Annotated in this window: 26 protein-coding genes and 3 tRNA genes; 16 read left to right on the plus strand and 13 right to left on the minus strand. The window is 60.6% G+C overall.

Annotated features, from left to right (window positions below):
- Positions 1-270: 270 nt before the first annotated feature.
- The 7 genes from AKL25_RS14345 to rsmB form a co-directional block, all read right to left on the minus strand.
- Complete coding sequence (locus AKL25_RS14345; RefSeq protein WP_050478363.1) at positions 271-1,107, minus strand: DMT family transporter; 837 nt, start codon at positions 1,105-1,107, stop codon at positions 271-273.
- A gap of 75 nt (positions 1,108-1,182) precedes the next feature.
- On the minus strand, positions 1,183-1,857 hold the full coding sequence (trmB, locus tag AKL25_RS14350) for a tRNA (guanine(46)-N(7))-methyltransferase TrmB (protein WP_050478364.1): 675 nt from the start codon (positions 1,855-1,857) through the stop codon (positions 1,183-1,185).
- Positions 1,858-1,990: 133 nt separating this feature from the next.
- Entirely contained in the window at positions 1,991-2,248 is a 258-nt protein-coding gene (locus AKL25_RS14355) for a BTH_I0359 family protein (RefSeq protein WP_050478365.1), read from the minus strand.
- A 340-nt stretch (positions 2,249-2,588) separates the two neighbouring features.
- Positions 2,589-3,320: a response regulator gene (locus tag AKL25_RS14360; protein ID WP_050478366.1), complete on the minus strand. Its 732-nt coding sequence runs from the start codon at positions 3,318-3,320 to the stop codon at positions 2,589-2,591.
- Positions 3,321-3,547: 227 nt separating this feature from the next.
- On the minus strand, positions 3,548-5,854 hold the full coding sequence (locus tag AKL25_RS14365) for a sensor histidine kinase (RefSeq protein WP_050478367.1): 2,307 nt from the start codon (positions 5,852-5,854) through the stop codon (positions 3,548-3,550).
- The gene (locus tag AKL25_RS14370; protein ID WP_240475748.1) at positions 5,851-6,519 is read right to left on the minus strand and encodes a DUF4390 domain-containing protein; all 669 of its coding nucleotides are present in this window, start codon (positions 6,517-6,519) and stop codon (positions 5,851-5,853) included. Before AKL25_RS14370 ends, AKL25_RS14365 begins: the two co-directional genes overlap by 4 nt.
- Positions 6,491-7,810: a 16S rRNA (cytosine(967)-C(5))-methyltransferase RsmB gene (gene rsmB / locus AKL25_RS14375; RefSeq protein WP_050478368.1), complete on the minus strand. Its 1,320-nt coding sequence runs from the start codon at positions 7,808-7,810 to the stop codon at positions 6,491-6,493. Before rsmB ends, AKL25_RS14370 begins: the two co-directional genes overlap by 29 nt.
- Before the next feature lie 425 nt (positions 7,811-8,235).
- Between rsmB and AKL25_RS14380 the strand changes: the two genes are divergently transcribed.
- Positions 8,236-9,456 (plus strand): MFS transporter, encoded by a 1,221-nt coding sequence (locus AKL25_RS14380; protein ID WP_050478369.1) that lies wholly within the window; start codon positions 8,236-8,238, stop codon positions 9,454-9,456.
- A gap of 70 nt (positions 9,457-9,526) precedes the next feature.
- On the opposite strand, the gene AKL25_RS14385 is transcribed toward AKL25_RS14380, so the two are convergent.
- The 6 genes from AKL25_RS14385 to AKL25_RS14410 all read right to left on the minus strand — a co-directional run bounded on the left by AKL25_RS14385 (position 9,527) and on the right by AKL25_RS14410 (position 14,023).
- Complete coding sequence (locus AKL25_RS14385; protein WP_050478370.1) at positions 9,527-9,871, minus strand: DUF1840 domain-containing protein; 345 nt, start codon at positions 9,869-9,871, stop codon at positions 9,527-9,529.
- Positions 9,872-10,027: 156 nt separating this feature from the next.
- The gene (locus tag AKL25_RS14390) at positions 10,028-10,543 is read right to left on the minus strand and encodes a hypothetical protein (protein ID WP_050478371.1); all 516 of its coding nucleotides are present in this window, start codon (positions 10,541-10,543) and stop codon (positions 10,028-10,030) included.
- 9 nt (positions 10,544-10,552) lie between these two features.
- Entirely contained in the window at positions 10,553-11,533 is a 981-nt protein-coding gene (locus tag AKL25_RS14395; protein WP_050478372.1) for a DMT family transporter, read from the minus strand.
- Between the two features lie 84 nt (positions 11,534-11,617).
- Positions 11,618-12,040: a hypothetical protein gene (locus AKL25_RS14400; RefSeq protein WP_050478373.1), complete on the minus strand. Its 423-nt coding sequence runs from the start codon at positions 12,038-12,040 to the stop codon at positions 11,618-11,620.
- Positions 12,041-12,214: 174 nt separating this feature from the next.
- A complete protein-coding gene (locus AKL25_RS14405) occupies positions 12,215-13,738 on the minus strand; it encodes a YifB family Mg chelatase-like AAA ATPase (RefSeq protein WP_050478374.1) in 1,524 nt (507 codons plus the stop codon).
- Between the two features lie 42 nt (positions 13,739-13,780).
- Positions 13,781-14,023, minus strand: a complete 243-nt coding sequence (locus AKL25_RS14410) for an accessory factor UbiK family protein (RefSeq protein ID WP_050478375.1) — start codon at positions 14,021-14,023, stop codon at positions 13,781-13,783.
- 349 nt (positions 14,024-14,372) lie between these two features.
- Here AKL25_RS14410 and AKL25_RS24250 point away from each other — a divergent pair, with 349 nt between their 5' ends.
- The 15 genes from AKL25_RS24250 (at position 14,373) to AKL25_RS14480 (ending at position 26,542) form a co-directional block, all read left to right on the plus strand.
- On the plus strand, positions 14,373-14,606 hold the full coding sequence (locus tag AKL25_RS24250; protein WP_157050648.1) for a hypothetical protein: 234 nt from the start codon (positions 14,373-14,375) through the stop codon (positions 14,604-14,606).
- 36 nt (positions 14,607-14,642) lie between these two features.
- A complete protein-coding gene (locus AKL25_RS14415; RefSeq protein ID WP_050478376.1) occupies positions 14,643-15,428 on the plus strand; it encodes a TorF family putative porin in 786 nt (261 codons plus the stop codon).
- A gap of 11 nt (positions 15,429-15,439) precedes the next feature.
- A complete protein-coding gene (locus AKL25_RS14420) occupies positions 15,440-15,778 on the plus strand; it encodes a P-II family nitrogen regulator (RefSeq protein WP_007884397.1) in 339 nt (112 codons plus the stop codon).
- Between the two features lie 12 nt (positions 15,779-15,790).
- Positions 15,791-17,347, plus strand: a complete 1,557-nt coding sequence (gene amt / locus AKL25_RS14425; RefSeq protein ID WP_050478377.1) for an ammonium transporter — start codon at positions 15,791-15,793, stop codon at positions 17,345-17,347.
- Positions 17,348-17,598: 251 nt separating this feature from the next.
- Entirely contained in the window at positions 17,599-18,894 is a 1,296-nt protein-coding gene (gene gshA, locus AKL25_RS14430; protein ID WP_050478378.1) for a glutamate--cysteine ligase, read from the plus strand.
- Between the two features lie 33 nt (positions 18,895-18,927).
- Positions 18,928-19,875 (plus strand): glutathione synthase, encoded by a 948-nt coding sequence (gshB, locus tag AKL25_RS14435; RefSeq protein WP_050478405.1) that lies wholly within the window; start codon positions 18,928-18,930, stop codon positions 19,873-19,875.
- A 53-nt stretch (positions 19,876-19,928) separates the two neighbouring features.
- Entirely contained in the window at positions 19,929-20,336 is a 408-nt protein-coding gene (locus AKL25_RS14440) for a PTS sugar transporter subunit IIA (protein ID WP_050478379.1), read from the plus strand.
- 65 nt (positions 20,337-20,401) lie between these two features.
- On the plus strand, positions 20,402-20,671 hold the full coding sequence (locus AKL25_RS14445; RefSeq protein ID WP_050478380.1) for an HPr family phosphocarrier protein: 270 nt from the start codon (positions 20,402-20,404) through the stop codon (positions 20,669-20,671).
- A gap of 209 nt (positions 20,672-20,880) precedes the next feature.
- Complete coding sequence (gene ptsP / locus AKL25_RS14450) at positions 20,881-22,674, plus strand: phosphoenolpyruvate--protein phosphotransferase (RefSeq protein ID WP_050478381.1); 1,794 nt, start codon at positions 20,881-20,883, stop codon at positions 22,672-22,674.
- 288 nt (positions 22,675-22,962) lie between these two features.
- On the plus strand, positions 22,963-24,102 hold the full coding sequence (gene metX / locus AKL25_RS14455; RefSeq protein ID WP_050478382.1) for a homoserine O-succinyltransferase MetX: 1,140 nt from the start codon (positions 22,963-22,965) through the stop codon (positions 24,100-24,102).
- On the plus strand, positions 24,099-24,704 hold the full coding sequence (gene metW / locus AKL25_RS14460; RefSeq protein WP_050478383.1) for a methionine biosynthesis protein MetW: 606 nt from the start codon (positions 24,099-24,101) through the stop codon (positions 24,702-24,704). Before metX ends, metW begins: the two co-directional genes overlap by 4 nt.
- Positions 24,705-24,842: 138 nt before the next feature.
- Positions 24,843-26,111 (plus strand): AmpG family muropeptide MFS transporter, encoded by a 1,269-nt coding sequence (locus AKL25_RS14465; RefSeq protein WP_050478384.1) that lies wholly within the window; start codon positions 24,843-24,845, stop codon positions 26,109-26,111.
- An 87-nt stretch (positions 26,112-26,198) separates the two neighbouring features.
- Positions 26,199-26,284: transfer RNA gene (locus AKL25_RS14470), tRNA-Tyr, on the plus strand.
- A 61-nt stretch (positions 26,285-26,345) separates the two neighbouring features.
- Positions 26,346-26,419, plus strand: a tRNA-Gly gene (locus tag AKL25_RS14475).
- A gap of 48 nt (positions 26,420-26,467) precedes the next feature.
- Positions 26,468-26,542: transfer RNA gene (locus AKL25_RS14480), tRNA-Thr, on the plus strand.
- The last annotated feature ends 114 nt before the right edge of the window (positions 26,543-26,656 follow it).

The following is a 26,656-nucleotide window of genomic DNA, read 5'->3' on the forward strand; positions in this document are numbered from 1 at the left end:
TCGTACTAGGGCCTGTTAACAATTAATTTACGAGTGCGAACGTGCGGCCGGCGTTGACTGCCTAGGCGCAGCGACGCGTCGTAGCGGTGCTACGGCAAGGAGCTGCAACAACGGCAGGCGACGCCGGCCGCCGTTCCCGAAGGGTTGTTCCCTGAAAGCGCGCTGGCGGCGTTGCATGGCTTGCAGGTGGGCCACCACCTGCTGCGCCACGCGCCTTGCCAGCACGCTTTCAGGGAACAACGCATCTCGCAAATTAATTGTTAACAGGCCCTAGCGATGCATCCCCAGCACGATAGCGCCGACGGTAATGACGAGGCAGGCGAAGATGCGCCGCATCGTCAGTTTTTCTCCTAAAAAGATCGCTCCGATCAACGCTGCAAACAGCACCGACGTCTCGCGCAATGCCGAGACGGTCCCCATCGGCGCCAGCGTCACCGCCCAGATCACAATCCCGTAAGCCAGCAAGGACATGACGCCGCCCGCGAGGCTGAGCCAGTTCTGCTTGCGTTCTGTCGCCATCGGCAGGCGCCGGTGCATCCACATGAAAATCAACGCCAGCGGAAAGCTGTCGAGCACGAACAGCCATCCCGAATAGGAGATGGCGTTGCCCGCCAGCCGCGCGCCGATGCCGTCGGTGACCGTATAGGCGGCGATGAAGGCGCCGGTGGTGAAGGCGGCAATCGGTCCGGACAGGTTGCGGCGGTCTTTGATGTGCGCCAGGCTGACGATGCCGATCGACACCAGCGCCACGCCCAGCCAGGTGTAAGCGCTCATTTGCTCGCCGACGAAGATGGCGGCGCCGATCGACACCAGCATCGGCGATGAGCCGCGCGCAATCGGATACGACTGACCGAAATCGCCGATGCGATAGGCGCGGATCAGGAACAGGTTGTAGCCGGTATGCAGGATCGCCGAGAGGATGATGTAGAACCAGGCGTCCGCATGCGGCAGCGGTGTGAACACCACCAGCGGAATGGCGCCGATGCCGGCGCCGATGGTCATGACGGTCAGCGAGGCCAGGCGGTCGCCGCTGCTTTTCAGCAAAGCGTTCCAGGAGGCGTGCAGCAGGGCGGCGCAGAGCACCAGGGCGACGACGGCGAAACTCATATGGGATATCCGGGATGAAAGGCCCTGGGGGCGCAGGTTGGAAGAAGGGGCATCGATGCAGGCGGGGACAAGGCGTTACGCCACGTGTACGCGACAGCGCCATAGCGCATGGCCGGAGGCGAGGTACTTGCGCTCAAACGGCGTGATCGGCGCAGCGGTCGTGTAGGCCTCGCTCGCCGCCACGCGGTCGAGCTTGCCCGCCGCGGCCTGGTTGAGCGCGGCGGCGAATTCTTCAATGTAGATGTGCCAGTTGCTGCGGCATTCGATATAGCCGCCCAGCGCAACGATGGTCGGAAACACCGCGTGGCCCTGCCAGCGCCGCGCCACGTGGCCGATCTTGGGCCAGGGATTGGGGTAGAGCAGATACTGGCGCGCGGGCGAGATGCCGGCCTCCAGCAGCAGGCGCCAGTAGTCGACCAGGTCGGCGCGCACGAAGTACAGATTCAGCGGCGCGGGACCGCTCCAGTGGGTATTGCGCGCCAGACGGTCTTCGGACTGATCGATGCCGAGCACGAAGTGATCCGGAAACTCAACCGCCAGGTTGTACGAAGACAGTCCGACGCCGCAGCCGGTATCGAGGATCAGCGGCGGCGACCCGGCCGCGCGCCACGCGGCGATGCTGGCGTCGAAGGCGTTGCGGTTGTAGGCGGTGACGGGTTTGCGGAAGGGCGTCGCAAGGTGCCTAGCGACCAGCGTGGCGAGCTGCTCATGAATGCCGGTCTGGCTGCTGGTGATGGGGGACGAGTTCACTTCAGGCTTGGATGCGGAAGAAGCCTGACATTATAGCCGTGTGGAAAAGTGCGGGGGAGAGCGGAGGGAACTGCCGGGGACTACCGGCGCGAAGCAATCCCGCCAGGACGAATGCTGCGGGATTGCTTCGTGTTTAGTGCAAGGTCATCGGATGGCGCATCATCAGATCGTACTTGCTGAGGAAGGTATCGATGTCTTCCATCGACGGTTCCGTCGCGATCAACTCTTGCACATCCTTGCGAAACAGTTCGGCGGCGGGGCCGTCGATGTAGATTTCGCGCTGGCCCGACTTGTCCATGATTTCATAACCGCCGAAGCGCAAGGCTTCATGGTCACGGTCGGCACCGAATTCAACGACGCTGTATTGCTCACTGTTGTAGATCAGGTTCATAGTGGCTCCTTATGCAAATGCTAGCTTTGTGAAGGAAGTGGCGTCATATCCGGGGATTTCAAGGGCAGGGGGAGGTGCTCCCCCCGGACTCGTTTTTGAATCTCCCTAAGTGTGTTACGGCGCAATCGGGGAGAACTTGTGCCCCGGATAACAAAATGACATGAACAAACAGGCGAGCTGCCTTCAGAGTGGATAAGCGCAGGGCGGGAAGGTTCCGGCGCGCTTGCCCGCAATCAAGGTAAACAACGATGGAGCAGGCGCAAAGGCCGACGGGAGAGGGACGGTAGAAATACGGTAAGCGGCAAAACGGGCAGGCCCGCTTTGCCGTCAGGCATCAGGATCAGATGCTCTTTTTGGACAGTTTGCCGGGTTCCACACCCAACTGCTTCAGCTTGCGGTACAAGTGCGTGCGTTCCAGCCCGGTGCGTTCGGCCACGCGCGTCATGCTGCCGTTCTCGCGCACCAGGTGATATTCGAAATAAGCGCGCTCGAACGCATCGCGTGCTTCGCGCAGCGGCAAGTCGAAGGAAATGTTGGAAGCGTTGTCGGCAATCGGCGCATAGGCCGGCGCGACGGCCATGCCGTGCCCGTGGTGCAGGGTGTCGGCGGCGGGCGCGTAAGACGACGGCGGACTTGCATGGTGATCGAGGTTGTCGGCGCTGGCCGCAACCGTCGGACGGATATAGGACACCGGACGCGCCGGTTCGCGGCTGTGCGACAAACCTTGCTGGACCGCCTTGAGCAGTTTTTGCAGGGCGATCGGCTTTTCGAGGAAGTTGAGCGCGCCGATGCGGGTGGCTTCGACGGCGGTGTCGATAGTGGCGTGGCCGGACATCATGATGACCGGCATGGTCAGCAGGCCGTCGCGTTGCCATTCCTTGAGCAGGGTCACGCCATCGGTGTCAGGCATCCAGATGTCGAGCAACACCAGATCGGGGACGCTGCCCGAACGCAATTCACGCGCCTGCTGTGCATTTTCGGCGGTTGCTACGACATGTCCTTCGTCGCCCAAAATCTCCGAGAGCAATTCGCGGATGCCCATTTCGTCATCGACGACCAGGATGTTAGCCATGTGCCTGCTTTCCTCACTAGATATTTTTGAGATTTTCTGTGCGACCGCTGAATTCTTTATCAAGCACCGCTGCAAAATCAATCTGGCTAAGTGTGTCTGGATGTGTCGGCTAGGACAGTACGCATAATGGTACGGCACGCAGACACAAAAAAACGCCGGGCTAATTTCGCAACCTTACTAGGTAAAGACCCATGTATCAACGGCAGCTATAACAAAAATCTTAATCCTTATGCATCGGATGCTAACTTTAACAGCAAAATCAATATTTTTGCGCCTCTTGTTTCGCTTCGATTTTGTATATCGACGCGGCCTCCATGTTCATCGATGATTTTCTTGACCATTGCCAGGCCCAAACCGGTGCCTTTTGGTTTCGATGTTACATAAGGTTCGAACGCGTTCGCCAAAATCTTTGGGCCGAAGCCGGGGCCGTTATCTGTGATGGTCAGGCGCACGGCGCCGCGCGCTGCGCCGCCCGAGCCCTGGTACTTGATCAGTTCCGTTGCCACTTCAATGCGCGGCGCGATGTCGCCGTTCTCGGCAACCGCGTCCTGCGCGTTCTGCAGCAGGTTGTGGATGACCTGGCGCAATTGCGTGGCGTCGCCCATGACCTTGGGCAGATCGGGCGCCAGCTTGACGTGGATGCTGTCGCGACCGTCGCCGGCCAGGTACAAGTGCAAAATCTCTTCGGTCAAGGCATTCAGGTCCAGCGCGGAAGGTTTGGCCGGCGGCGTCTTCGCGTATTCGCGGAAGTCGTCGACCATGTGCTTCATGGCGGTGACCTGATTCACAATCGTGGTCGTGCTTTTTTCCAGTATCGCTGCATCCTGCGGCAGCAGCTTGTCGGCCAGGCGCATCTGCAGGCGCTCGGCGGAGAGCTGGATCGGCGTCAGCGGATTCTTGATCTCATGGGCCAGACGCCGCGCCACTTCACCCCAGGCAATCGAGCGCTGGGCGGAAATCACGTTGCTGATATCGTCGAACACTACCACATAGCCGACGCCGCTTTCCACCGGCAAGTGCGATCCGCGCGCCAGCAAGGTGATCTTGCCGCTGGTCGAGTCGCCTTCCTTGTTGCCTTCCTTGCGGGTTTCCGGCGCCGGGACGTCGCTGCCGTCGGTGTTTGCGCCGCGATGCGGCAACTCGATCTGCTGTTGCCAGTGCAGGCTGTCGGTGGCGTCGGAGGCCAGTTGCGCGCGCTGTTCGGAGAAGGCCTTGATGATTGCTTCGGCAAACAGCGCCTGGCCTTCGATGGTGTGCAGCGGCGTGCCGATGCGGCCGCTGAAGTCGTAGCCGAGGATACGGCGCACCGAGTCGTTGACGCTGACGATGGAGAACTCGCTGTCGAGCACCATCACGCCGGCCGACATGTTGGCCAGCACGGATTCCAGATAGGCCTTGGCGTTTTCCAGCTCGGCGCGGTTCTTTTCCACCGAGGTACGGGCTTCCAGCAGTTGCCGCGTCATGGTGTTGAAGGACTGGGTCAGCGTGCCGAGCTCGTCGGAGGTGCTGACGATGGGGCGCGGCGACAGGTTGCCTTCGGCCACGGCCTTGGTGCCTTCGGCCAGCAGCAGCAAAGGTTTGGCCAGGTCGCTGGCGATCAGGAAGGCGCTGGCGATGGCGCCGAAGATGGCCAGCAGCAGCGTCAGGGTCAGCGTGACGATGTAAATCTTGCGCAGGCCGGAACGCGCCACCGAGCGCTGCTGGTATTCGCTGTAGGCCAGCCGCAGGGTTTCCGCGTTGGTGGCGAGGTAGTCCGGTACCGGCTGCAGGATCTGCAGGAAACGGCTGTCGTTTTGCAGGCCCATGGCTTTGGACGAGGCAGGCACCGAGATCACCACGTGCAGGCGCAGGTTGCCGTCCGAATCCGACTCGCCGTTGAGCGGGCGCGAATCGTCGCTTTCCACCACTGAGAAGCCGCGTGTGACTTTGGCCTGGCGCATCATCGCGGCGGTCGGCACGGCCGGCGTCAGCACGCCGATGCGCCCGCCAACGGTCGCGAGAACCTGGCCGTTGGCGTTGACGATGGTGATTTCCATGTTTTGGTCGCGCTGCCGCGACAGGTACGTGACCTGCTCGGACTCGGACATGTCGGCCAGTTCCTGCGCCATCGAACGTCCGCGCGCAGCGAGGTCGGTCAATGACGAGTCCAGCGCATTGCGGCCGAGGTTCAGGCCGGATTCCAGCGCCGCTTCCATGCGCACGTCAAACCAGGATTCGATCGAGCGCGAGACGAACTGCACCGACACCAGATAGATCACTGCGCCGGGCAAAATGCCGATCAGCGCAAACAGCATCACCAGCCGCGCCAGCAATTTGGAGCCGAACTTGCCGCGCCGGTAGCGTTTGTACAGCCGTGTGAGCAGCAGCACGACCAGGAACAGCAACGCGATCGCCGCCAGCGCATTCAGGCCGAGCAGCCAGGGGTAGTGCTGATCGAACAGGGCGGAATTCTCGGAGGCCGAGGCCAGCAGGAACAGCAGGATGCTGATGACGCCGCCGCCTACCACCAGCAAATAGCGCAGGGTCCGGGTCATTCGACTTTGAAGGTGAATTCTTTCCAGTCGGAGGAAAGGCGCCAGTCGCTGTTATTGAGCGCGTTGATCTGGAACGGTTTGGGCAACTGGGCCACGTCCAGGCGCATGCGCAGGCCGACCTTGTAGATATCGCCGGACGTGAGGGTGCTCTTGTCGGCAATGATCCAGCGCGGCGGCCGGCGGATCAGCGACATGGCGTCTTCCAGCGTCGAAAAACTTTGTTGCAGCTGGCCGCTGGTCGAGGCGTGATACTGGCGGGTCAACACGTTGTAAGAGATGCGCACCGTGCGCGAGACCGACACCGATACTTCATCGAACCAGTACCAGCGGCGCCGCGTCAGTTGCACATCGGTGGTGAAGTACAGCGGCACGCCGCGTACCAGCGCGTCTTCCAGGCTGCGATTGAGTTCGAAGGAATACGACGTCGACAGCCGATAGCCGTCGTCGGTTGCTTCCAGCGAGGCTTGTTGGATATCGATTTCCGCGGCGTGGCTGTTGGTCTGCGAGAACAGCAGGGCAAGCGCCAGCAACACGCAGCGCAGTTGCCAGAACAGGCGTACTGCTGTCGATGCCGCCGCCGGTGGCAAATGGCGGAATGGCGGCAGATGAGTGGAAATAAGGGCCGATTGCGTCAATTCATGGTCCAGTTTTCTGAAACAGCGCATAAAACAAGCCGTCGTGGTCGGTTTCTGCACCGGCGGTCGGCAGCAATTGACCTGGAGCTGGCAGTCGGATGGCCTGGTTGCGTTGGGCAAACGCGGCAGCCTGATCTTCCGATTCCTGCGGCCACAACGAACAAGTTACCAACAGCAATTTACCATCCGGCTTTAGCATCTGCCAAAGATTGTCTAGGATTTGCGAGGAAAGTGTTGCGAGTTGCGCCGTATCGGTTTTGCGGCGCAGCCAGCGGATGTCCGGATGGCGGCGCACGATGCCGGAGGCGGTGCAAGGGATGTCGGCGAGGATGCGGTCGAATGGTTTACCGTCCCACCAGCCGTCGTCCGTGTCGCCGCCGGCACGCGCATCGCCGGCCTTGAGCGCGGCATGCAGCTGCAGGCGCTGCAGGTTTTCTTCAATCCGGCGCAGACGTTTGGGATCATGGTCCAGCGCCACCAGGTCGATATCGGCGCATTCAAGCAGATGGCCGGTTTTGCCGCCGGGAGCGGCACAGGCGTCGAGTACGCGCATGCCGTCCTGCACGTCCAGCAAAGGGGCCGCCAGCTGCGCTGCCGCGTCCTGCACGGAGACCAGACCCGCGGCGAAGCCATCGATCTGCGCGACCGGCACAGGTTTGTCCAGGCGTACGGCATCGGGGCCGACCTGGCGTGCGCCGACGCCTTGCGCGGCCAGCGTCTGCAGGTAGTCGGCAACGCTGGTCTTGCGCCGATTGACGCGCAGGGTCAGCGGCGGCGGCGCATTGCCGGCGCGCAGGATGGCTTGCCACTGCTCGGGATAGGCGGCCTTGAGGCGGTCGATCCACCAGGTCGGATAATTCCATGCGCCGGCCGGCGTCTTCTCCACTTGCGGCAGCAAGCCCGCGCGTTCGCGCAGGAAGCGGCGCAGGATGGCGTTGACCACGCCTTTGGCATGGCTCATCTCGGGATCGGCGGCTGCGGCCTCGACCGCTTGATTGACCACCGTGAAATCGTCGTAGGCCGGATCGGCCTCATCCAGCAGCAGGCTCAGCGCACAGGTCAGCAGGCCGTGCAGCACCTCGGGTTGCGGCGGTTTGTTGGCCAGCAGGCCGAGCAGGCCGTCGGCCACGCCCAGCTTGCGCATGCTCAGATAGGACAGATCCTGGATCGCGCCGCGCGCCTGCGGCGTGGCGTCGCTGTGCGAAAAGATGCGCGCCAGCGCCTGCGGCAGGGCGGTGCCCTCGCGCACGCTGACGATCGCCTGTGCGGCGCCATGCAGGCCGTAGGCCAGGGAATCTGTTTTTAAGGAAACTTGAGTCACATTAATGCTTGTTAAAGGCTGGTTCGACGCCGAAGCCGACGTCTGTCAAAACGCCGCCGATGGCGTGGCGGGTCGGATCATCAGGCATAAACCTGAGAAATCCGGGCATCCACGCGGAGCGTCAGTGTACCAGCGACCAAGGCTGCGTCGCCATTACCGATGAGCTGTGGACAACAAAAAACGATCCGGCTGCAAAAAAGTCTGTGTCCCGGCCTGTTTGTCGTCTGTCTCGCCGCTTGTTGAACGGATGCGCATGTACGCCGTTCGACGCCCGCGCGCCATGATAGCGGCGGTATTGCCGGCAAAGGAGAAATTTACATCGGTAACCGGCCGGCTCGATCCAGCGGCCCATCGGACCGTCACCGGCAGGATTTCGCCAATTCGGCTACAGTGTTCCCCTCATTTTTGACCGGAAGACCCGTCTCATGGAAACCGTTTCCGCCGTCCACGGCAAGCAGCAGGATATCGCCGGCTGGATGATCATGTTGCTGGCCGCCGCATGCGGCATCATCGTCGCCAATCTGTATTACGCGCAGCCGCTGATCGGCCCGATTGCCGCCGCCACCGGCATTTCGCCCGGCGCCGCCGGACTGATCGTCACGCTGGCGCAGATCGGCTACGGACTGGGTTTGCTGTTCATCGTCCCGGCCGGCGACCTGCTTGAGAACCGCAAGCTGGTGGTGAGCCTGATGGTCGTCACCTGCATCGCCCTGGTCGGCGCGGCGTATGCCAACAACGCCACACAATTCTTCCTGGCGGCGTTCGTCATCGGCGTCAGCTCCGTCGGCGCCCAGGTGCTGGTGCCGTATGCCGCCCACATGTCGCTGCCGGAAACCCGCGGTCGCGCCGTCGGCAATGTCATGAGCGGCTTGCTGATGGGGATTTTGCTGGCGCGGCCGTTGTCGAGCCTGGTGGCGGATTTGCTGGGCTGGCACGCGATCTTCGGCTTGTCGGCGGTCGCCACTGCCTTGCTGGCGCTGGTGTTGTTGCGCTACCTGCCGCAGCGCCGTCCGCCGGCCGGCATGCATTACTTCGACTTGCTGGCGTCGATGTGGCAGCTCGTGAAAACGACGCCGATTCTGCGTCGCCGTTCGATCTACCACGCCTTGATGTTTGCCGCCTTCAGCCTGTTTTGGACGGCTTCCCCGCTGTGGCTGGCAAGTCCGGCGTTCAACATGTCGCAAAAGGGAATCGCCCTGTTCGCCTTTGCCGGCGTGATCGGCGTCATTGCCGCGCCGATTGCCGCGCCGATTGCCGGGCGCGTCGCCGATCGCGGCTGGAGCCGACCGGCCACCGGCGTGGCGATGCTGGCGGGCGCAGCGGCATTCTTGTCGACGCATTTCTGGTCAGGTGGGCGCGAATCTTCGCTGGCTGTGTTGCTGGCGGCGGCGATTCTGCTCGACTTCGGCGTGTCGGCCAATCTGGTGTTGAGCCAGCGCGCCATCTATGCGCTCGGCGGTGAAATCCGCAGCCGGCTCAACGGTTTGTTCATGGCCACCTTCTTTGGCGGCGGTGCGCTGGGCTCGGCCCTGGGGGCATGGATCTATGCCGAAGGCGGCTGGAGCGCGACGTCCTGGCTGGGTTTCGCGTTCCCGGCGCTGGCGCTGCTGTATTACCTGACGGAATTCCGCTCCACGGCCCAGTAGTTTTGCATGCCGCAAAGCAACACAGGAGCCGCAGCTCCTGTGTTGTACTCACTCCTCGGGGTTTGATGCTTCAAACGCCCCAGAGGATGTCGTAATTTCCCTTGTGTGCTTCACGCAGCATGTCCAGCAGCGGATAAGCACGCGCCGAGAAGGTCACCGGCTCGATCTTTTCGTGGCCATGGTCGTCGCCGTTGGCATTGTGATGCGCGTGTACGTCGCGCTCCAGCGCTTCGGCCGCTTCGTGCGCTTTGCTGGAGTCGATTTGCTTTTCCAGCAGGGCGACCGCCGCGCCGCTTTCCGCCGCGGTAATCACGCCGCGCGCGATGTCTTTGTGCAGCAAATCGAGGATGGGCTTGGCATGCGATTCATACATGACAACATCGGCAGCAGCTTTTGATTTGAACGTAACCAGCATATTTCCTCAGGGTATTGATGTTAGTCAGAGCGTTTTCATAAAACAGGTGTGGAGACAACGCTTAATGCAGATATCAGGTTTACAGCAGTCCACTAGGATACATCGTCCCGGCAGCACTTGTCATCTTTGCGCCGGGCGGCGTCTCCGGAAGCCGCTTCAGGCCGGCTTGAACGAGGTGAAAAAGGTTTCGATATTCTCCGGTGTCACAGCCTTGTCGCCACCGACAACCAGCACCTGGTAGATCCGCTTGTCCCTGGCGACCAGGCGCGCCATCAGTATCATCGGCTGGCCGCGCGCGACGCCGGTGGCACTGACGTCCAGCGTATGGTCGCCGTCGGCCTTGCCGGGAATGGGGGTGTCGCGCGCGGTACCGCCGATATTGTTGATCAGTGCGGTGCGCATCGATTCCAGTGCCTTGGGTGTCTGCGCCGCGTCGGACAACTCGGCCGCGCCGACGGCGAAGGTCACGCCGTCGATCTCGGCGGCGGTCATGGTCATCATTACCGGCATGCCGTTCAGATCGATCTGGCGCGAGAACGAGGCCGGCTTGGCCGGCAGCAATACAGTGAACTGGATTTTGTCGCCATGGGCTTCGCGCCAGTTGTACTTGGGCGAGCAGGCGGCCAGCAAGGCGAGACTGCAGGCGAGGACGGCGAGACGGAGTATGCGCATGGACTGGGCTCAGACTGTGGGTGACACCGGCGCGTGCCGGGAAAAAGTGCGTACGCCGAACACCACGCCAATGCACAGCAAGGCGACGCCGGCCAATATCTTCACGTCCGGCGCGGCACCGCGCAACAGGAAGGCGTATAGCAGCGCGGCGAGCGTCTCGAACACGATCAGTTGCGCCACCAGTGCGGTGGGCAGCAACTGGCTGGCTTTATTCCACAGCAAGGTGCCGATCCAGGAAGCGGACAGGCCGATCAGCAACATCATCAGAACATAGACGTCCGGACGCGGCCCCAGCGGGAAGTCATAAGCGTTGCCGGCGACATGGTTGTAAATCCCGTAAAGGACGAAGCCCGCCAGCGCCATCGGCAGCGTCGCCAATCCTTGCGCCGTGGCCCAGGTGACCGGGTTGATGCGCGGATGCGCGCGCAGGTAGCGCGAATTGACGATCGGATACCAGGTCCAGGCGGCGACGGCGCAGAGCGCGACCATGCAGCCCAGCAGGTAGTCCGTGGTTGAGCGGGCGCTGCTGCCGGCGCCGATGCTGTTGTTGAGATGTTCAAGTTCGCTGCTGTTGACCAGCATCAGCCCAACGCACAGGATCACCAGCGACGGCGCCAGGCGGCTCCAGGCCACCGACTCCGACACATGTCCGGGGCGCCAGTTGGCGCAGACCGAAATCACGATGGGCAGGGTGCCGATCAGCATGGTCGGCAACGGCGCGTCCGCCAGCTGGATGGCGGTGGCCAGCATCGCGTAGTACAGCAGATTGCCGATCAGCGCCAGTTTGAAGGCGACCTTCCAGTCCGCGCGGCTGAGCGCGGCAATGCGCTTGCGATCAAAGAAGGCCGGGACCAGTGCGATCAGGCCGAACGCGACGTAACGGCCCAGCGACAGCACCACGCCGGGATAGTCGGCCAGCAACAAGGGGGTGACGAAAACCAGGCCCCACATGAGGCCGGCGCACAAGGCGCAGAGAATGCCAATCAACATAAAAGACCATCAGTGAGCATGAAAAACGCGGGCATCGATGTCACGCATGAAACCGATGCGGCGTGAAGGCGCCAGTATCGCCGCTTACCGGCATTCGCGCTGGAACTGATCCTCCAGCCGGGCGCGCCGGCTATAGCGGATTTGGCCCGGGGCGCTGTTGGACGAGTTGACCTGCACGCCGGGGATCGATGAAGGGGCGGGGACAAAGCCGCCGTCGCGCCGCCGCTCCTGCGGATAGGTATTGTGCTGCGGTTCCGGTGCGCCGTGTTGCGCGCGTTCGATGTCGGCGCGCAGCTGGCGGCAGCGCGGGCTGAGTTCCGGCGTATTGGCGCTTGCGCCCTTGGCATCTCTGGCGGCGTTGTCGTCAAGATTCTTTTGCACGTCGGGCGGCAGCAGATTCATGGCTTTGCCGATGTCGCGATCGCTGGCGATATTTTCGGCGCTGAAAGCAAGAGCGCTTGTCAAAACCAGTAACAGGGAAGCGGCGATGCGGACGGGCTTGGTCATAGAGGCGGTAGCAGGCTGGAAGGCTGTCATGATAGCAAACGGGGCCGGCCCGAAGCGGGGCGAAAAAAGTAAAGAGCGTTTCAATCGAATAAATACCGGCATCCGGTAGCCCAAGAAGGAGGCATTCCCCGCAAGACAATGTTGTGCGGTCGTTGCGACCGATTCGGCTATCGCTTATTGCTCGCGCAAGGCGCGGCGGTACTGAATCGCTTCGGCAATGTGCGCTTTGCCGATAACGGGAGTTTGCGCCAGATCGGCGATGGTGCGCGCCACTTTCAATACACGGTGATAGGCGCGCGCCGACCAGTTCAGTCGTGTCATGGCGGTTCTCAGCAAGTCTTCGCCGGCGGCGTCGGGTTTGCAGTGGATATCGATTTCGCTTGTCGACAACAGGTGATTGCCCTTTTGCTGGCGCTGCTGCTGCAACTCGAAGCTGCGCGCCACCCGCCCGGCGATGCTGGCGGAGGTTTCGCCGTTGGCTTGCTGCAGCAGTTCGTCATGTGCGAGCGCGCCGACCTGGATTTGCATGTCGATGCGGTCCAGCAGCGGGCCGGAAATCCTGCCTTGATACCGCGCCACCTGATCGGGCGTGCAGCGGCATTGCCGTTCACGGTGGCCGAGGAATCCGCACGGACAGGGATTCATGGCGGCAATCAGCTGGAACCGGGCCGGAAAATCCGCCTGCCGTGCGGCGCGCGAGATGGTGATATGGCCGGACTCGAGCGGTTCGCGCAAGACTTCCAGCACCCGTCGGTCAAACTCGGGGAGTTCATCCAGGAATAAAATACCGCGATGTGCGAGGGAGATCTCTCCCGGGCGCGGTGTGCCGCCGCCGCCGACCAAGGCCACGCCGGACGCGGTATGGTGCGGGGATCGGTAAGGGCGGGTTTTCCAGCGTGAGGCTGAGAAGCCGCCGGTGAGCGATTGCACCGCGGCCGATTCCAGCGCCTCGTCGTCGGTCATGGGCGGCAGGATGCCGGGGAAGCGGGCGGCGAGCATGGATTTGCCGGTTCCCGGCGGGCCGACCAGCAGGACGCTGTGGCCGCCGGCGGCGGCTACTTCCAGCGCGCGCTTGGCGTGCAGCTGCCCTTTGACGTCGGAGAAATCCGGATAGGCCGGCGCACCGGGCGGTACGGCAGGACGATGCCGGCTCAATTTCGCATCCGGGTCGAATCCCGCGAAGTGCGCACAGACCTGCAGCAGGGAATCGGCGGGAAAGATGGTCGCATCGCTGACCAGCGCGGCTTCGTCGGCGTTTTCGCGCGGCAGGATAAACGTGCGCTGGCAACCGTCGCTGTTGTTCGACTTGTGCATGGCGTAGGTCATCGCCAGTGCGCCGCGGATCGGGCGCAGGTCGCCGGACAGGGAGAGCTCGCCGGCGAATTCATAGGCATCGAGCGCGTCGCCCGGCATCTGGCCGGACGCGGCAAGGATGCCCAGTGCGATGGGCAGGTCGAAACGCCCAGATTCTTTCGGCAGATCGGCCGGCGCCAGATTGACCGTTATCCTCTTTGCGGGAAATTCAAAGCGCGCGTTCTGCAACGCCGCGCGCACGCGATCTTTGGATTCCTTGACCTCGGTTTCAGGGAGGCCAACGATGGTGAAGGAGGGCAAGCCGTTGGCAAGGTGGACTTCCACCGTGACTTGCGGTGCCTGCATGCCCGCAAGCGCACGGCTCTTCAATACGGCAAGACTCATCTACGGCGATGGAAATTATATAGAGAGATAGACAGGCAAATATCAGGATGCTTTCTGGCGGGCTTCGAGTTCGACGACGCGGGCTTCGAGTTCTTCCAGTTTGGCGCGGGTCTTGGCCAGCACCTGCGCCTGGATGTCGAATTCTTCGCGGGTCACCAGATCGAGTTTGGAGAATCCCTGGCTCAGCATTGCCTTGACGTTCTTTTCGATGTCCTTGGCGGGGGAGTTTTCGATCGCTTTATTGATCTTGGATTGCAGATCTTCGAAAAATTGCGGTTTGTCCATGATGGTCCTTTTTATATAGAGTGTTTCGGCAATGACGATCTGGCAAGTGTAGCGCTTTCACTATGCCGGCGGAATCTGAACGGCAAAGAAAACGGGCAGGGGTGGTTTTCTTTTGTCCGATTCCGGTTGAAAACGTTCAGCTGTTTTGTTGTCTTTTTGAAAATAAAATATCGCGGCTCGATCTCTGACGGCCCGGCCCTGTGGCGCGTCCAGCGTCCGTCAAAAACGCGGCGGCGGTGGCGGATTCCCGCACTTCGGCCAGCAGGCCCGCATCTCTTTGGTACAACCGGTGTGCCCGCTGCGGGAATGCAACATTCCGCTCAGCGGTGGAACAGGCATGTACATACCCGTGAGTATTCCACTTGCACCATTAAAAACACATTATTTCCGGAAGGAAAATGTTGAATTGGAATTGTTGCGCCCTATTGTTGTGCGTGATCATGCGCGGGCGAGATTTATGCACTATATTTGGGAGGAAAAGAAAAAATGCCTAATTGGAATGTTGATTTGCGCTAAAAAAGCTAACGCAAAGCCGCCAAAAAGGGTTGGCATGGCTCCTGCTATACAAATTGTGCAGAAATGAATAATTTGTTGTTTAACAGAAACCTAGAGGGACGCCATGAAAAAACTGATTCTTGCAGCCGCAGTCGCAGCATCGTTTGTATCCAGCTTCGCGCATGCCGAGGACGCACCTAAGCCAGATAATGAATTCACTTTCAATGCAGCCGTCGTCAGCGACTATCGCTACCGCGGCCTGACACAAACGCGCTTCGATCCGGCCTTGCAAGTGGGTGCTGACTACACCAATAACCCGACAGGCTTGTACCTGGGTACATGGGCGACCAACATCAAGTGGATCAAGGACGCGGGCACGCTCACCAGCACCAACACCAAGGGCAATATCGAGTGGGATATCTACGGTGGCAAGCGCGGCGACATCGGCGGCGGTTTCACTTATGACGTCGGCGGCCTGTACTACTACTATCCAGGCAACACATTGGCAAACAGCGGCGTCAAGAATGCCAATACATTCGAACTCTACGGTCAGGTCGGCTATGGTCCCGGCTACTTCAAGTATTCGCAATCGCTGACCAACCTGTTCGGCGCAGTCAACAGCAAGTACAGCCAGTACTACGATCTGGGCGCCAACATCGACAGCTACTGGGGCACGGTCGTGGGCCTGCATCTCGGTCACCAAAGTGTGCACGGCGCGACCGCCCAGTTCAGCTATAACGACTGGAAAATCGGTCTGAGCAAGACATTTGAAGATCTGGCCGGCATCACTCTGGGTGTGGCATACGTCGGTACTGACCTGAAAGACGGCGTCAGCACAACACCTGCATCGAATGGCACCAAGAATGTCGGTCGTAACGGCGTCGTTTTCTCCCTTAGCAAAACTTTCTAATTGAGGTCGGTATGAAACTGATTACAGCGATCATCAAACCATTCAAGCTCGACGAGGTCCGTGAAGCCTTGTCGGCGATCGGTGTGCAAGGCATCACCGTGACTGAAGTCAAAGGCTTCGGCCGTCAAAAAGGCCACACCGAGCTGTATCGCGGTGCGGAATATGTCGTGGACTTCCTGCCGAAGACCAAGATCGAAGCCGCAGTCGACGATTCCATCGTCGAGCGCGCGCTGGAAGCCATTGAGGCTGCCGCACGCACAGGCAAAATCGGCGACGGCAAGATCTTCGTACAAGATCTGCTGGACGTTATCCGCATCCGTACCGGTGAAACCGGCAAAGACGCTCTTTAAGGGGGAACAGTAATGAGTATCAAAAAAATGTTGTCGAGTGCGCTGGCAGCGGGCACTTTATTGTTGGCAGTGAGTTTTGCCGCTCCGGTGCAGGCGCAGGATGCGCCTAAGCCGGAAGCTGCCGCCGCTGCAGCTGCTCCGGCAGCGCCAGCAGCCGAAGCACCGAAGGCAGCGGCGCCAGCCGCCCCGGCAGCAGCTCCGGCCGCCGCCGCTGCTGCACCTGCAGCGCCCGCCGCTGCGGCTGCCGCACCAGCGCCTGTTCCTAACAAGGGCGACACCGCATGGATGCTGATTTGCACAGCCTTCGTGATTCTGATGACACTGCCAGGCCTGGGCCTGTTCTACGGCGGCCTGGTCCGCAGCAAGAACATGCTGTCGGTGCTGATGCAATGTTTCGTGATCTTCTCGCTGATCTATATCCTGTGGTTCGTCTACGGCTATAGCATCGCGTTCACAGAAGGCGGCGCATTCTTCGGCGGTTTCGATCGTCTGTTCCTGCACGGTCTGACCGGCGACTCGAATACGGCAACCTTCAGCAAGGGCGTCGTGATTCCTGAACTGTCGTTCGTGGCCTTCCAGGGCGCGTTCGCTGCGATCACCGTCGCGCTGATCATCGGTTCGTTCGCTGAGCGTGTGAAGTTCTCCGCCGTGATCGTGTTCTCGATCATCTGGTTCACGTTCTCGTACCTGCCGATGGCTCACATGGTCTGGTTCTGGCCTGGTCCGGATGCATTCACCGACGCTGCCGCTGCTGAAAAAGCAACTGCAATCTCGGGCTGGTTGTTCCAAAAGGGCGCGCTGGACTTCGCCGGCGGTACTGTGGTTCACATCAACGCTGCGGTTGCCGGCCTGGTGGGTTCCTACGTCATCGGCAAGCGCGTCGGTTTCGGCAAGGAAGCGTTCAAGCCGCATAGCCTGACTCTGACCATGGTCGGCGCCTCGCTGCTGTGGTTCGGCTGGTTCGGTTTCAACGCCGGCTCCGGTCTGGAAGCCAACGGCGGTGCAGCGTTGTCCTTCGTCAACACCATCCTGGCAACAGCTGCCGCGGTCCTGTCCTGGAGCTTCGGCGAATGGATCGGCAAGGGCAAGCCTTCGATGCTGGGTGCAGCTTCGGGTGCGGTTGCCGGTCTGGTGGCAATTACTCCTGCAGCGGGTTTCGTGGGTGTTTGCGGCGCGGTTGTCATGGGCCTGATCGCTGGTCTGCTGTGCCTGTGGGGTGTTACCGGCCTGAAGAAGATCCTGGGTTCGGACGATGCACTGGACGTCTTCGGCGTGCACGGCGTGGGCGGTATCCTGGGTGCGATCCTGACTGGCGTGTTCGCTGCGCCTAGCCTGGGCGGCACAGGTATCTATGACTACGTCGCCAACGCAGTTGCTCCTGATTACTCGATCGGCGGTCAGGTCTGGATCCAGTTCCAGGGCGTGCTGACGACAGTGATCGTCTCCGGCGTGGTCTCCTTCATCGCCTTCAAGCTGGTCGACATCGTGATCGGTCTGCGTGTGACGGAAGAAGAAGAACGCGAAGGTCTGGACATCTCCAGCCACGGCGAATCGGCTTACCACTCGTAATTTGTGTCCCGGGAGCCCTGGCGGCTCCTTTCAGAAGCGCCCGCGACCTCCGGTCCGGGCGCTTTTTTTATGGGGGCTTTAAAAAAACGACAACGCCACCACGTAAATGACCTCTCCACCAGATATTGCCGGACGGCTAACGACGTAATAGCAAGAATCCCGCTAAAATGGCCGGTTCCTGTCGGTTTTGTTATCGATTCCCGACCGCTATTTCGTCTCCATCGCTACCCAGCACGCGCAGAAGGTCTTTTATGGTTCCGCATCTTGTCACCGCCCTCAATGGTCCGCTTCTGGACCTGGAAAAGAAAATTCTGGGCGCCACTCCCGCGATCGAGCGCTGGTTCCGCATGGAATGGCAAGAGCACACGCCGCCGTTTTATTGCTCGGTCGACCTGCGCAACGCCGGCTTCAAGCTGGCGCCGGTAGACACCAACCTGTTCCCGGGCGGCTTCAACAACCTGTCGCCGGAGATGCTGCCGCTGGCCGTGCAGGCGGCCATGGCCGCGATTGAAAAATATTGCCCGGATGCCAAGAACCTGCTGCTGATTCCCGAGAACCACACGCGCAACAGCTTCTACCTGCAAAACGTCGCGCGGCTGATGCAGATCTTCCGCCAGACCGGCCTCAACGTGCGCCTCGGCACCCTGGAAGACATCAAGAAGCCCAAGCAGATCGACTTGCCGGACGGCACCAGCATTACGCTGGAACCGCTGGAGCGTTCCAAGAACGGCCGTCGCCTCGGTTTGAAAAACTTCGACCCCTGTACGGTCTTGCTGAACAACGACCTGTCGATCGGCATCCCGTCGGTGCTGGAAAACCTCGACGAGCAAAACGTGTTGCCGCCGCTGCACGCCGGCTGGGCCGTGCGCCGCAAGAGCAACCACTTTGCCGCCTATGACGACGTGGTCAAGAAATTCTCCAAACTGGTCGACGTCGATCCGTGGATGCTGAACCCGCTGTTCGCCAAATGCGGCGAGTTGAATCTGCAGGAAGACGCCGGCTCCGACTGCCTGGCCGACAACGTCAGCAGCCTGTTGTCGAAGATCCGCAAGAAGTACAAGGAATACGGCATCAAGGAACAACCCTTCGTGATCGTCAAGGCCAACGCCGGCACCTACGGCATGGGCATCATGACCGTCAAGGACGCCAGCGAAGTCAAGGACTTCAACCGCAAGCAGCGCAGCAAGATGGTGGTCGGCAAGGAGGGCCTGGAAGTCAGCGAGCTGATCATCCAGGAGGGCGTGCATTCCTTCGAGCGCATCAACGAAGCCGTCGCCGAACCGGTGGTCTACATGATCGACCGCTATGTGGTCGGCGGTTTCTACCGCGTGCATGCGGATCGCGACGTCAACGAAAACCTGAACGCGCCGGGCGCGCATTTTGTGCCGCTGGCGTTCCAGCAGCAGCACGCCTTGCCGGATCTGCAGGCCAAGCCGGGCACTGCGGCGCCGAACCGCTTCTATATGTATGGCGTGGTGGCGCGCCTGGCGCTGCTGGCGGCATCGCTGGAAATGGAAAAGACCGATCCGAATCCGGAAGTCTATTAATCTTATTTGCCTGACATTTTTGACGGACATTTCATGAAAATCGCTTTCCTGGCCGACCCGCTCGACACCTTCAAGACCTACAAGGACTCGACCTTCGCCATGATGCGTGAGGCCGCCCGGCGCGGCCACGCCATCTACGCTTTTGAGCAGAGCGATGTCGTGCTCGAAAGCGGTCTGGTGACCGCCAACGTGGCCAAAATCACGCTCACCGGCGACGCCGACGACTGGTATCGCGCCGATGCGCCGGCCCCGACCTTCCTGTCCGAGTTCGACGCCATCGTGATCCGCAAGGATCCGCCGTTCGACATGGAATACATCTACACGACGTATTTGCTGGAACTGGCCGAGAAGCAGGGCGCGCGCGTCTTCAACAAGCCCGAAGCGATTCGCAGCCACAACGAAAAGTTGGCGATTGCACAATTCCCGCAATACACCGCGCCGACGCTGGTCACGCGCGACGCCAAGCGCCTGCGCGCTTTCCACGCCGAGCACAAGGACGTGATCCTGAAACCGCTCGACGGCATGGGCGGCATGGGCATCTTCCGTATCGGCCAGGACGGCATGAACCTTGGTTCGGTCATCGAAACCCTGACCGACAACGGCAACCGTACGATCATGGCGCAACGTTTCATCCCGGAAATTTCGAAGGGCGACAAGCGCATTTTGCTGATTGGCGGTAAAGTGGTGCCGCATGTTTTGGCGCGCATTCCGCAAGGCGGAGAAGTGCGCGGCAATCTGGCGGCCGGCGGTCTCGGCGTTGCGCAGCCTATCTCGCCGCGCGAATTGGAGATTGCCGAAGCACTGGCGCCGATTCTGGCGCAGCGGGGGTTGTTGCTGGTAGGATTGGACGCTATTGGCAATTATTTAACAGAAATCAATGTCACCAGTCCGACCTGTTTCCAGGAAATCACGCAGCAAAGCGGCTTCGATGTTGCCGCCATGTTCGTCGATGCGCTGGAAACTGCAGTCGCAGGCAGCTGAAGCAAGCAATCCGGCGCCTTGTCTGGCAACGTATCTATAGCAAGTAGAAATTCATGGTCGGTATCCTTCTTCTCACGCATGCCCCGCTGGGTCAGGCTTTCATCGCGGCGGCAACGCACGTATTCCGTGGTCTGCCCGAGCGCATCGAAGCCATTGACGTCATCGCCGACCAGAACCCGGCGGAAGTCCAAAAACTGGCTGCGGAAGCCGTGCGTCGTCTCGACGACGGCAGCGGCGTGCTGGTGATTACCGACGTCATGGGCGGCACGCCGTCCAACTGCACCGGTTACCTGTGCGCCATCGACAATGTGGAAGTCATCGCCGGCATCAGCCTGCCGATGCTGCTGCGGGCGTTGACGTATCGCAACGACACGCTCGACGTCGTCATGGAAATGGCGCTGGCCGGCGGACAGAGCGGCGCCGTACGCGTCGACAACCGGGTTCGTGTTTCCTCCCAATAAGAAGGCTGGCAATATAGCGCCGGCGGTGTTCGTCTTCACTTCGACAAGAAAAAAGAAAGAACTTCATGATTCAAAAAGAACTTGAGATCATCAACAAGCTCGGTCTGCACGCACGCGCCTCGGCCAAGCTCACGCAACTGGCGTCCAAATACAAGTGCGAGGTCTGGATGACCTTCAACAAGCGCCGCGTCAACGCCAAATCCATCATGGGCGTGATGATGCTGGCGGCGGGCAAGGGCAGCAAGGTCTTGCTGGAAACCGAAGGCGACGACGAGCAGGATTGCTTCACCGCACTGGAAGCGCTGATCAATGACCGTTTCGGCGAAGGCCAGTAAGGCGTTTGCAGGCGGTGGCGGCCCTCGTGCGCTGTCCAGTGTGTTCAGCCGCCGTCGCAAATCAGTCGTAAATATCGATTTTTTCCTGTTTGTTTCCCTCTTATTTTTCCGCACGATTGCCAAACATGGCGTTGTCCGGTAAGGTTTTGAGAGCTACCGCGATCATGATTTACATCAAGGCATAACAAATAACGCAGGAGACCAACGCGATGGCATCTTTTACCTTACACGGTATCCCGGTTTCAAAAGGCATCGCGATCGGCCGCGCGCATCTGCTTGCTCCCGCCGCTCTCGACGTCAAGCATTACCTCATTCCCGACGATCAGGTCGAGGCAGAAGTGCTGCGCCTCAAAAACGCGATCGCCACCGTCCATCAGGAGCTGCAGACCATCCGCAGCGAACTGCCGAAGGAAGCGCCGCCCGAACTGGGCGCTTTCATCGACGTGCACGCGCTGATCCTGTCCGATCCGATGCTGGCCGAAGTGCCGCTCAACATCATCCGTCATCGCTACTACAACGCCGAATGGGCGCTGGTGACGCAGATCGACGGCCTGTCGGCGCAGTTCGACGAGATCGAAGATCCCTACCTGCGCGAGCGCAAGGCCGACATCCAGCAAGTCGGCGACCGCGTGCTCAAGGTGCTGACCGGCAGCGCCATCAATCTGCCGCCGGCCGAAGGCGGCGACGGCCCCACCGCCAGCATCATCGTCGTGGCGCACGATATTTCTCCGGCCGACATGCTGCAGTTCCGCGACGGCGCCTTCGGCGGTTTCGTCACCGACCTCGGCGGCCAGAACTCGCACACCGCGATTGTCGCCCGCAGCCTGGACATCCCCGCGGCCGTCGGCATGAATAACGCTTCGGCGCTGATCAAGCAGGACGACGTCCTGATCATCGACGGCGACGCCGGCGTGACCATCGTCAATCCGTCGCCGCTGGTGCTGGCGCAATACCGGGCGCGCCAGGAGCGCATGCTGCGCGACCGCAAAAAGCTCGGACGCCTCAAGAAAACCCCGGCCATCACGCAAGACGGCACCGAAATCACCCTGCTGGCCAACATCGAGCTGCCGACCGACAGCGCCCCGGCGCTGGAAGCGGGCGCCAACGGCGTCGGCCTGTTCCGCTCCGAATTCCTGTTCATGGGGCGCGCCGGTCATCTGGAGAAATTCCCGACGGAAGACGAGCAGTTCGATTCGTATTGCCAGACCGTGGTGTCCATGAAGGGCCGCCCAGTTACGATCCGTACGCTCGACGTCGGCGCCGACAAGCCGCTGGACGAAGATGAGCAGACTGCCCTGAACCCGGCCCTGGGTTTGCGCGCGATCCGTTATTGCCTGAGCGAGCCGCAGATGTTCCTGACGCAGTTGCGGGCGATCCTGCGCGCTTCCGCGTTCGGCCCGATCAAACTGCTGATCCCGATGATGGCGCACGCCTTCGAGGTGGATCAGACGCTGGCCCTGATCGAACAAGCCAAGGAGCAGTTGCGTCAGCGCAAGCAGAAATTCGACGAAGACATCGAGATCGGCGCCATGATCGAAATCCCGGCCGCAGCGCTGGCCTTGCCGATCTTCATCAAGCGCCTCGACTTCCTCTCCATCGGTACCAACGACCTGATCCAGTACACGCTGGCGATCGACCGTGTCGATCACGAAGTGGCGCATCTTTACGATCCGCTGCATCCGGCTGTGCTGTTCCTGCTGTCGAGCGTGATTTCGATGGGGCGCAAAGCAGGCATCCCGGTCGCGGTATGCGGCGAAATGGCCGGCGACGTGAAATGGACGCGCTTGTTGCTGGGCATGGGGCTGCTGGAATTCTCCATGCATCCGTCGCAGTTGCTGTCGGTCAAGCAGGAGATCCTCAACAGCGACCTGACCCTGCTGGAACCGCAGGTCAAGAAGGTGTTGAAAGCCACCGAACCGTCCGTGATCGAAGCCGCCATGGCGCAATTGCGCACGCTCAACGCCGAACCGGAGATCAAGGCGACTGCCGTGCGCCGTCGCTGAGTTGTTGACGTTGTCGCCGTTGTTGTAGTGGCATGCCGTCAATCGTGGTTTGACGGCATGCGTCGACTTGGTTATTCTTACACCACTGCGCCGATTTGAATGGTTTATCCAAACCTCAGCTTGCGGGCGCCGGAACCCAGGTTCCATATAAATACGGCTAAAGCGAGCTTGGAGCAGTACCAGACAAGCCCATTATTTAGCCCGCGAGCGCAAGCTTCCGGGCTTTTTTGTTTTTAATCCACAGCTTTGCCTGTGGATGGTTTAACTGCGAGATTACAAAGAGAGCCCATGTCGATCGGAATCGTATCGCCGCAAATCATGCATTTTCCCGAGCCCTTGCCGCTCAAGAACGGGACGTCGCTGGCCGACTACATGCTGATGTATGAAACTTACGGCACGCTCAATGCCGACAAGTCCAACGCCGTGCTGGTGTGCCATGCGCTCAACGCCTCGCATCACGTTGCCGGCGTCTACGCCGACGATCCGGAAAACGTCGGCTGGTGGGACAACATGGTCGGTCCGGGCAAGTCGCTCGACACCGACAAGTTCTTCGTCATCGGCGTCAACAACCTCGGTTCCTGTTTCGGTTCGACCGGTCCGATGCACACCAATCCGGCGACCGGCAAGCCTTACGGCGCGAGTTTCCCGGTCGTGACGGTGGAAGACTGGGTCAATGCGCAGGCGCGGCTGGCCGACCAGCTCGGCATCGCGCAGTTCGCGGCAGTCATGGGCGGCTCGCTCGGCGGCATGCAGGCGGTGGCGTGGAGCATGATGTTCCCGGATCGCCTGCGCCATTGCATCGTCATTGCGTCGACGCCCAAGCTGTCGGCCCAGAACATTGCTTTCAACGACGTCGCGCGGCAGGCCATCCTGACCGATCCGGATTTTCACGGCGGCGATTTTTACGCCCACGGCGTGGTGCCCAAAAACGGCCTGCGCGTGGCGCGCATGGTGGGGCACATCACGTATCTGTCCGATGACGATATGGCGGAGAAGTTCGGCCGCGATCTGCGCTCGGGCGAGTACCAGTTCGGCTTCGGCATCGATTTCGAGATCGAGTCCTACCTGCGTTACCAGGGCGACAAATTTTCGACTTACTTCGATGCCAATACCTATCTGCTGATCACCAAGGCGCTCGACTACTTCGATCCGGCGCGCGATTTCGGCGGCGATCTGGCCAAGGCCTTTGCCAACACCAAGGCGCAGTTCCTGCTGGCGTCGTTCATGACCGACTGGCGCTTCTCGCCGGAACGCAGCCGCGAGATGGTGCAGGCACTGGTCAGCAACAAGCGCCGCGTCACCTATGCCGAAATCGACGCGCCGCACGGCCATGATGCCTTCCTGCTCGACGATCCGCGCTACATGACATTGCTGCGTGAATATTACCAACGCGTGTGGGCTGAAATCGCCCAGGAGGAGTGCGCATGAATTTCCCCGAACTGAGCGTACTGCGCCCCGATCTCGCCTTCATCGCCCACTGGATACGCGCCGGCTCGCAAGTGCTGGACGTCGGCTGCGGCGACGGCGTGATGCTCGACTACCTGCAGACCGACAAGGCCTGCAGCGGCTACGGCATCGAGATCGACGATGCGCTGATTCCCGCATGCGTGGCGCGCGACGTTTCCGTGATCCAGCAGGATCTGGAGGGCGGTCTGGCGATGTTCGAAGACAATGCCTTCGATACGGTGTTGTGTCTGTCCGCGCTGCAGATGGTCAAGGACGTCGAGGGCATCCTGCGCGAGATCGCCCGTGTCGGACGCGAGGCAACGGTGTCCTTTCCCAATTTCGCCTATTGGTCGCACCGTGTGGCCTTGCTGCGCGGCCGCATGCCGGTGTCGAAGTCGCTGCCTTACGAGTGGTACGACACGCCCAACCTGCGCTGCGCCACCATCAAGGACTTCGAAGAGTTGGCCAATGAAGTCGGGCTGGAGGTGTTGGAATGCGTAGCGCTGCATGACGGCAAGCCGATTACCTTCTTGCCGAACTGGCGCGGCAGCCTGGCTGTTTTCCGTCTGAAAAAGAAATCGTAAGCCCGCCGCCGGCGCCGGAAAAACAGACCGGCGCCGGCAAATTCCTTATACTCCGCAGACGCCTCCGTTCATGCCGCATCGTGAATGGAGTTCCGGCGCCTTGCCTGCGCATCATCCTTCGTCCCTCTTTGCCTCTTTATGACCCCATCCCCGATTTCATGGCATAGCTATCTCAACCGTCGCATGCTGATTTGCGTATTTCTGGGCTTTTCATCGGGGTTGCCGCTGTTCATCCTGCTGAGTCTGCTGCAGGCATGGCTGGCGAAGTCGGGGCTCAACGTCAAGGCGCTGGGCCTGTTCGCGCTGGTGATGTTTCCCTACACCTGGAAATTTCTCTGGTCGCCGCTGATGGACCGCTTTCATTTCGGCAAGATGGGGCGCCGGCGCGGCTGGATGTTCTTTACGCAGATCGCGCTGTTTCTCGGTATCGGCGGCATGGGGATGCTGGATCCGCATACGCAGGTCGGCACGATCGCTTTCATGGCGTCGGTAGTGGCCTTCCTTTCCGCCAGCCAGGACATCGTCATCGACGCCTTCCGCCGCGAAATCCTGCCGGAAGAAGAGCTGGGCTTGGGCAGCGCGATCCACGTCAACGCCTACAAGCTGTCCGGCATGGTGCCCGGCGCCTTGTCGCTGGTGCTGGCCGACCTGATGGCGTGGCAAAGCGTATTCTGGATCACCGCCGCCTTCATGTTGCCGGGTTTGCTGTGCACCTTGGTGGTAAAAGAGCCCAAAGTCTATGGAACACCGCCGAAAAGCCTGCGTGAAGCCGTGGTGCAGCCGTTTCAGGAGTTCGTGACGCGTGACGGCTGGAGTTCGGCGCTGTGGGTGCTGGGCTTCATCTTCCTGTACAAGCTCGGCGACAGCATGGCGACGGCGCTGGCGACCAAGTTTTACATCGACCTCGGGTTTTCGATGACACAAATCGGCGTTGTCTCCAAGACCACCAGCCTGTGGGCCAGCGTGGTCGGCGGCATCGTCGGCGGCGTCTGGATGATTCGCCTCGGCATCAACAAGGCCCTGTGGGTGTTCGGCGTGATCCAGGCGGTCGCGATTCTCGGTTTCGCCTGGCTGGCGCAGGCCGGGGCCGATACGCTGGTGCTGGCGCTGGTTATCGGCTTTGAGGCGTTTGGCGTGGGCCTGGGCACGGCGGCCTTCGTGGCCTACATCATGCGCGAAACCGATCCGCGCTATACCGCGACGCAGTTTGCGCTGTTCACCAGCCTGGCTGCGGTGCCCCGTACCTTCGTCAATTCATCGGTCGGCTACATCGTGGCCGAACTGGGCTGGTTCAATTTCTTTATCCTTTGCTTCATCCTGGCGTTGCCCGGAATGGCAATGCTGGTTAGAATTGCGCCCTGGCATCAGGTCGGGCGTCGCGCCAATGATGTGATTTCAGGAAACTAAGGGCGTCAAAGAAAAAATAATGCCTCTCTTCTCGCATTTTAGTTGACAAGGGATAAGTGTTCGCCTATAGTTTTGAGTTCCCTGCGCGGAGAGGTGGCCGAGTGGTTAATGGCAGCAGACTGTAAATCTGCCCTCTTACGAGTACGCTGGTTCGAATCCAGCCCTCTCCACCATTTTGGGATCAGTCATTAGTGTTGCGGCTGTGAAGTGAAAGAAGTTCGAAAGCAGTTCCTCGCGGGTGTAGCTCAATGGTAGAGCTGAAGCCTTCCAAGCTTATGACGAGGGTTCGATTCCCTTCACCCGCTCCAAGTTTTGTCCGGTTGCATCGTTTGGTTGTTGGTGCAATTGGCAGGTAAGCCCTTGTAGCTCAGTGGTAGAGCACTCCCTTGGTAAGGGAGAGGCCACGTGTTCAATCCACGTCAAGGGCACCAGTTATATATGTAGTCGTTGTGACAGCAATTAGCGCTTCAGCAAGTCAGCAAGTCGATCGGGCGCGTTGCCTGAACATTCTCATCAATCGTTAGGAGTCTAAGATGGCAAAAGGC

Source organism: Herbaspirillum rhizosphaerae (assembly GCF_001189965.1).
Taxonomy (GTDB): Bacteria; Pseudomonadota; Gammaproteobacteria; order Burkholderiales; family Burkholderiaceae_D; genus Herbaspirillum; species Herbaspirillum rhizosphaerae.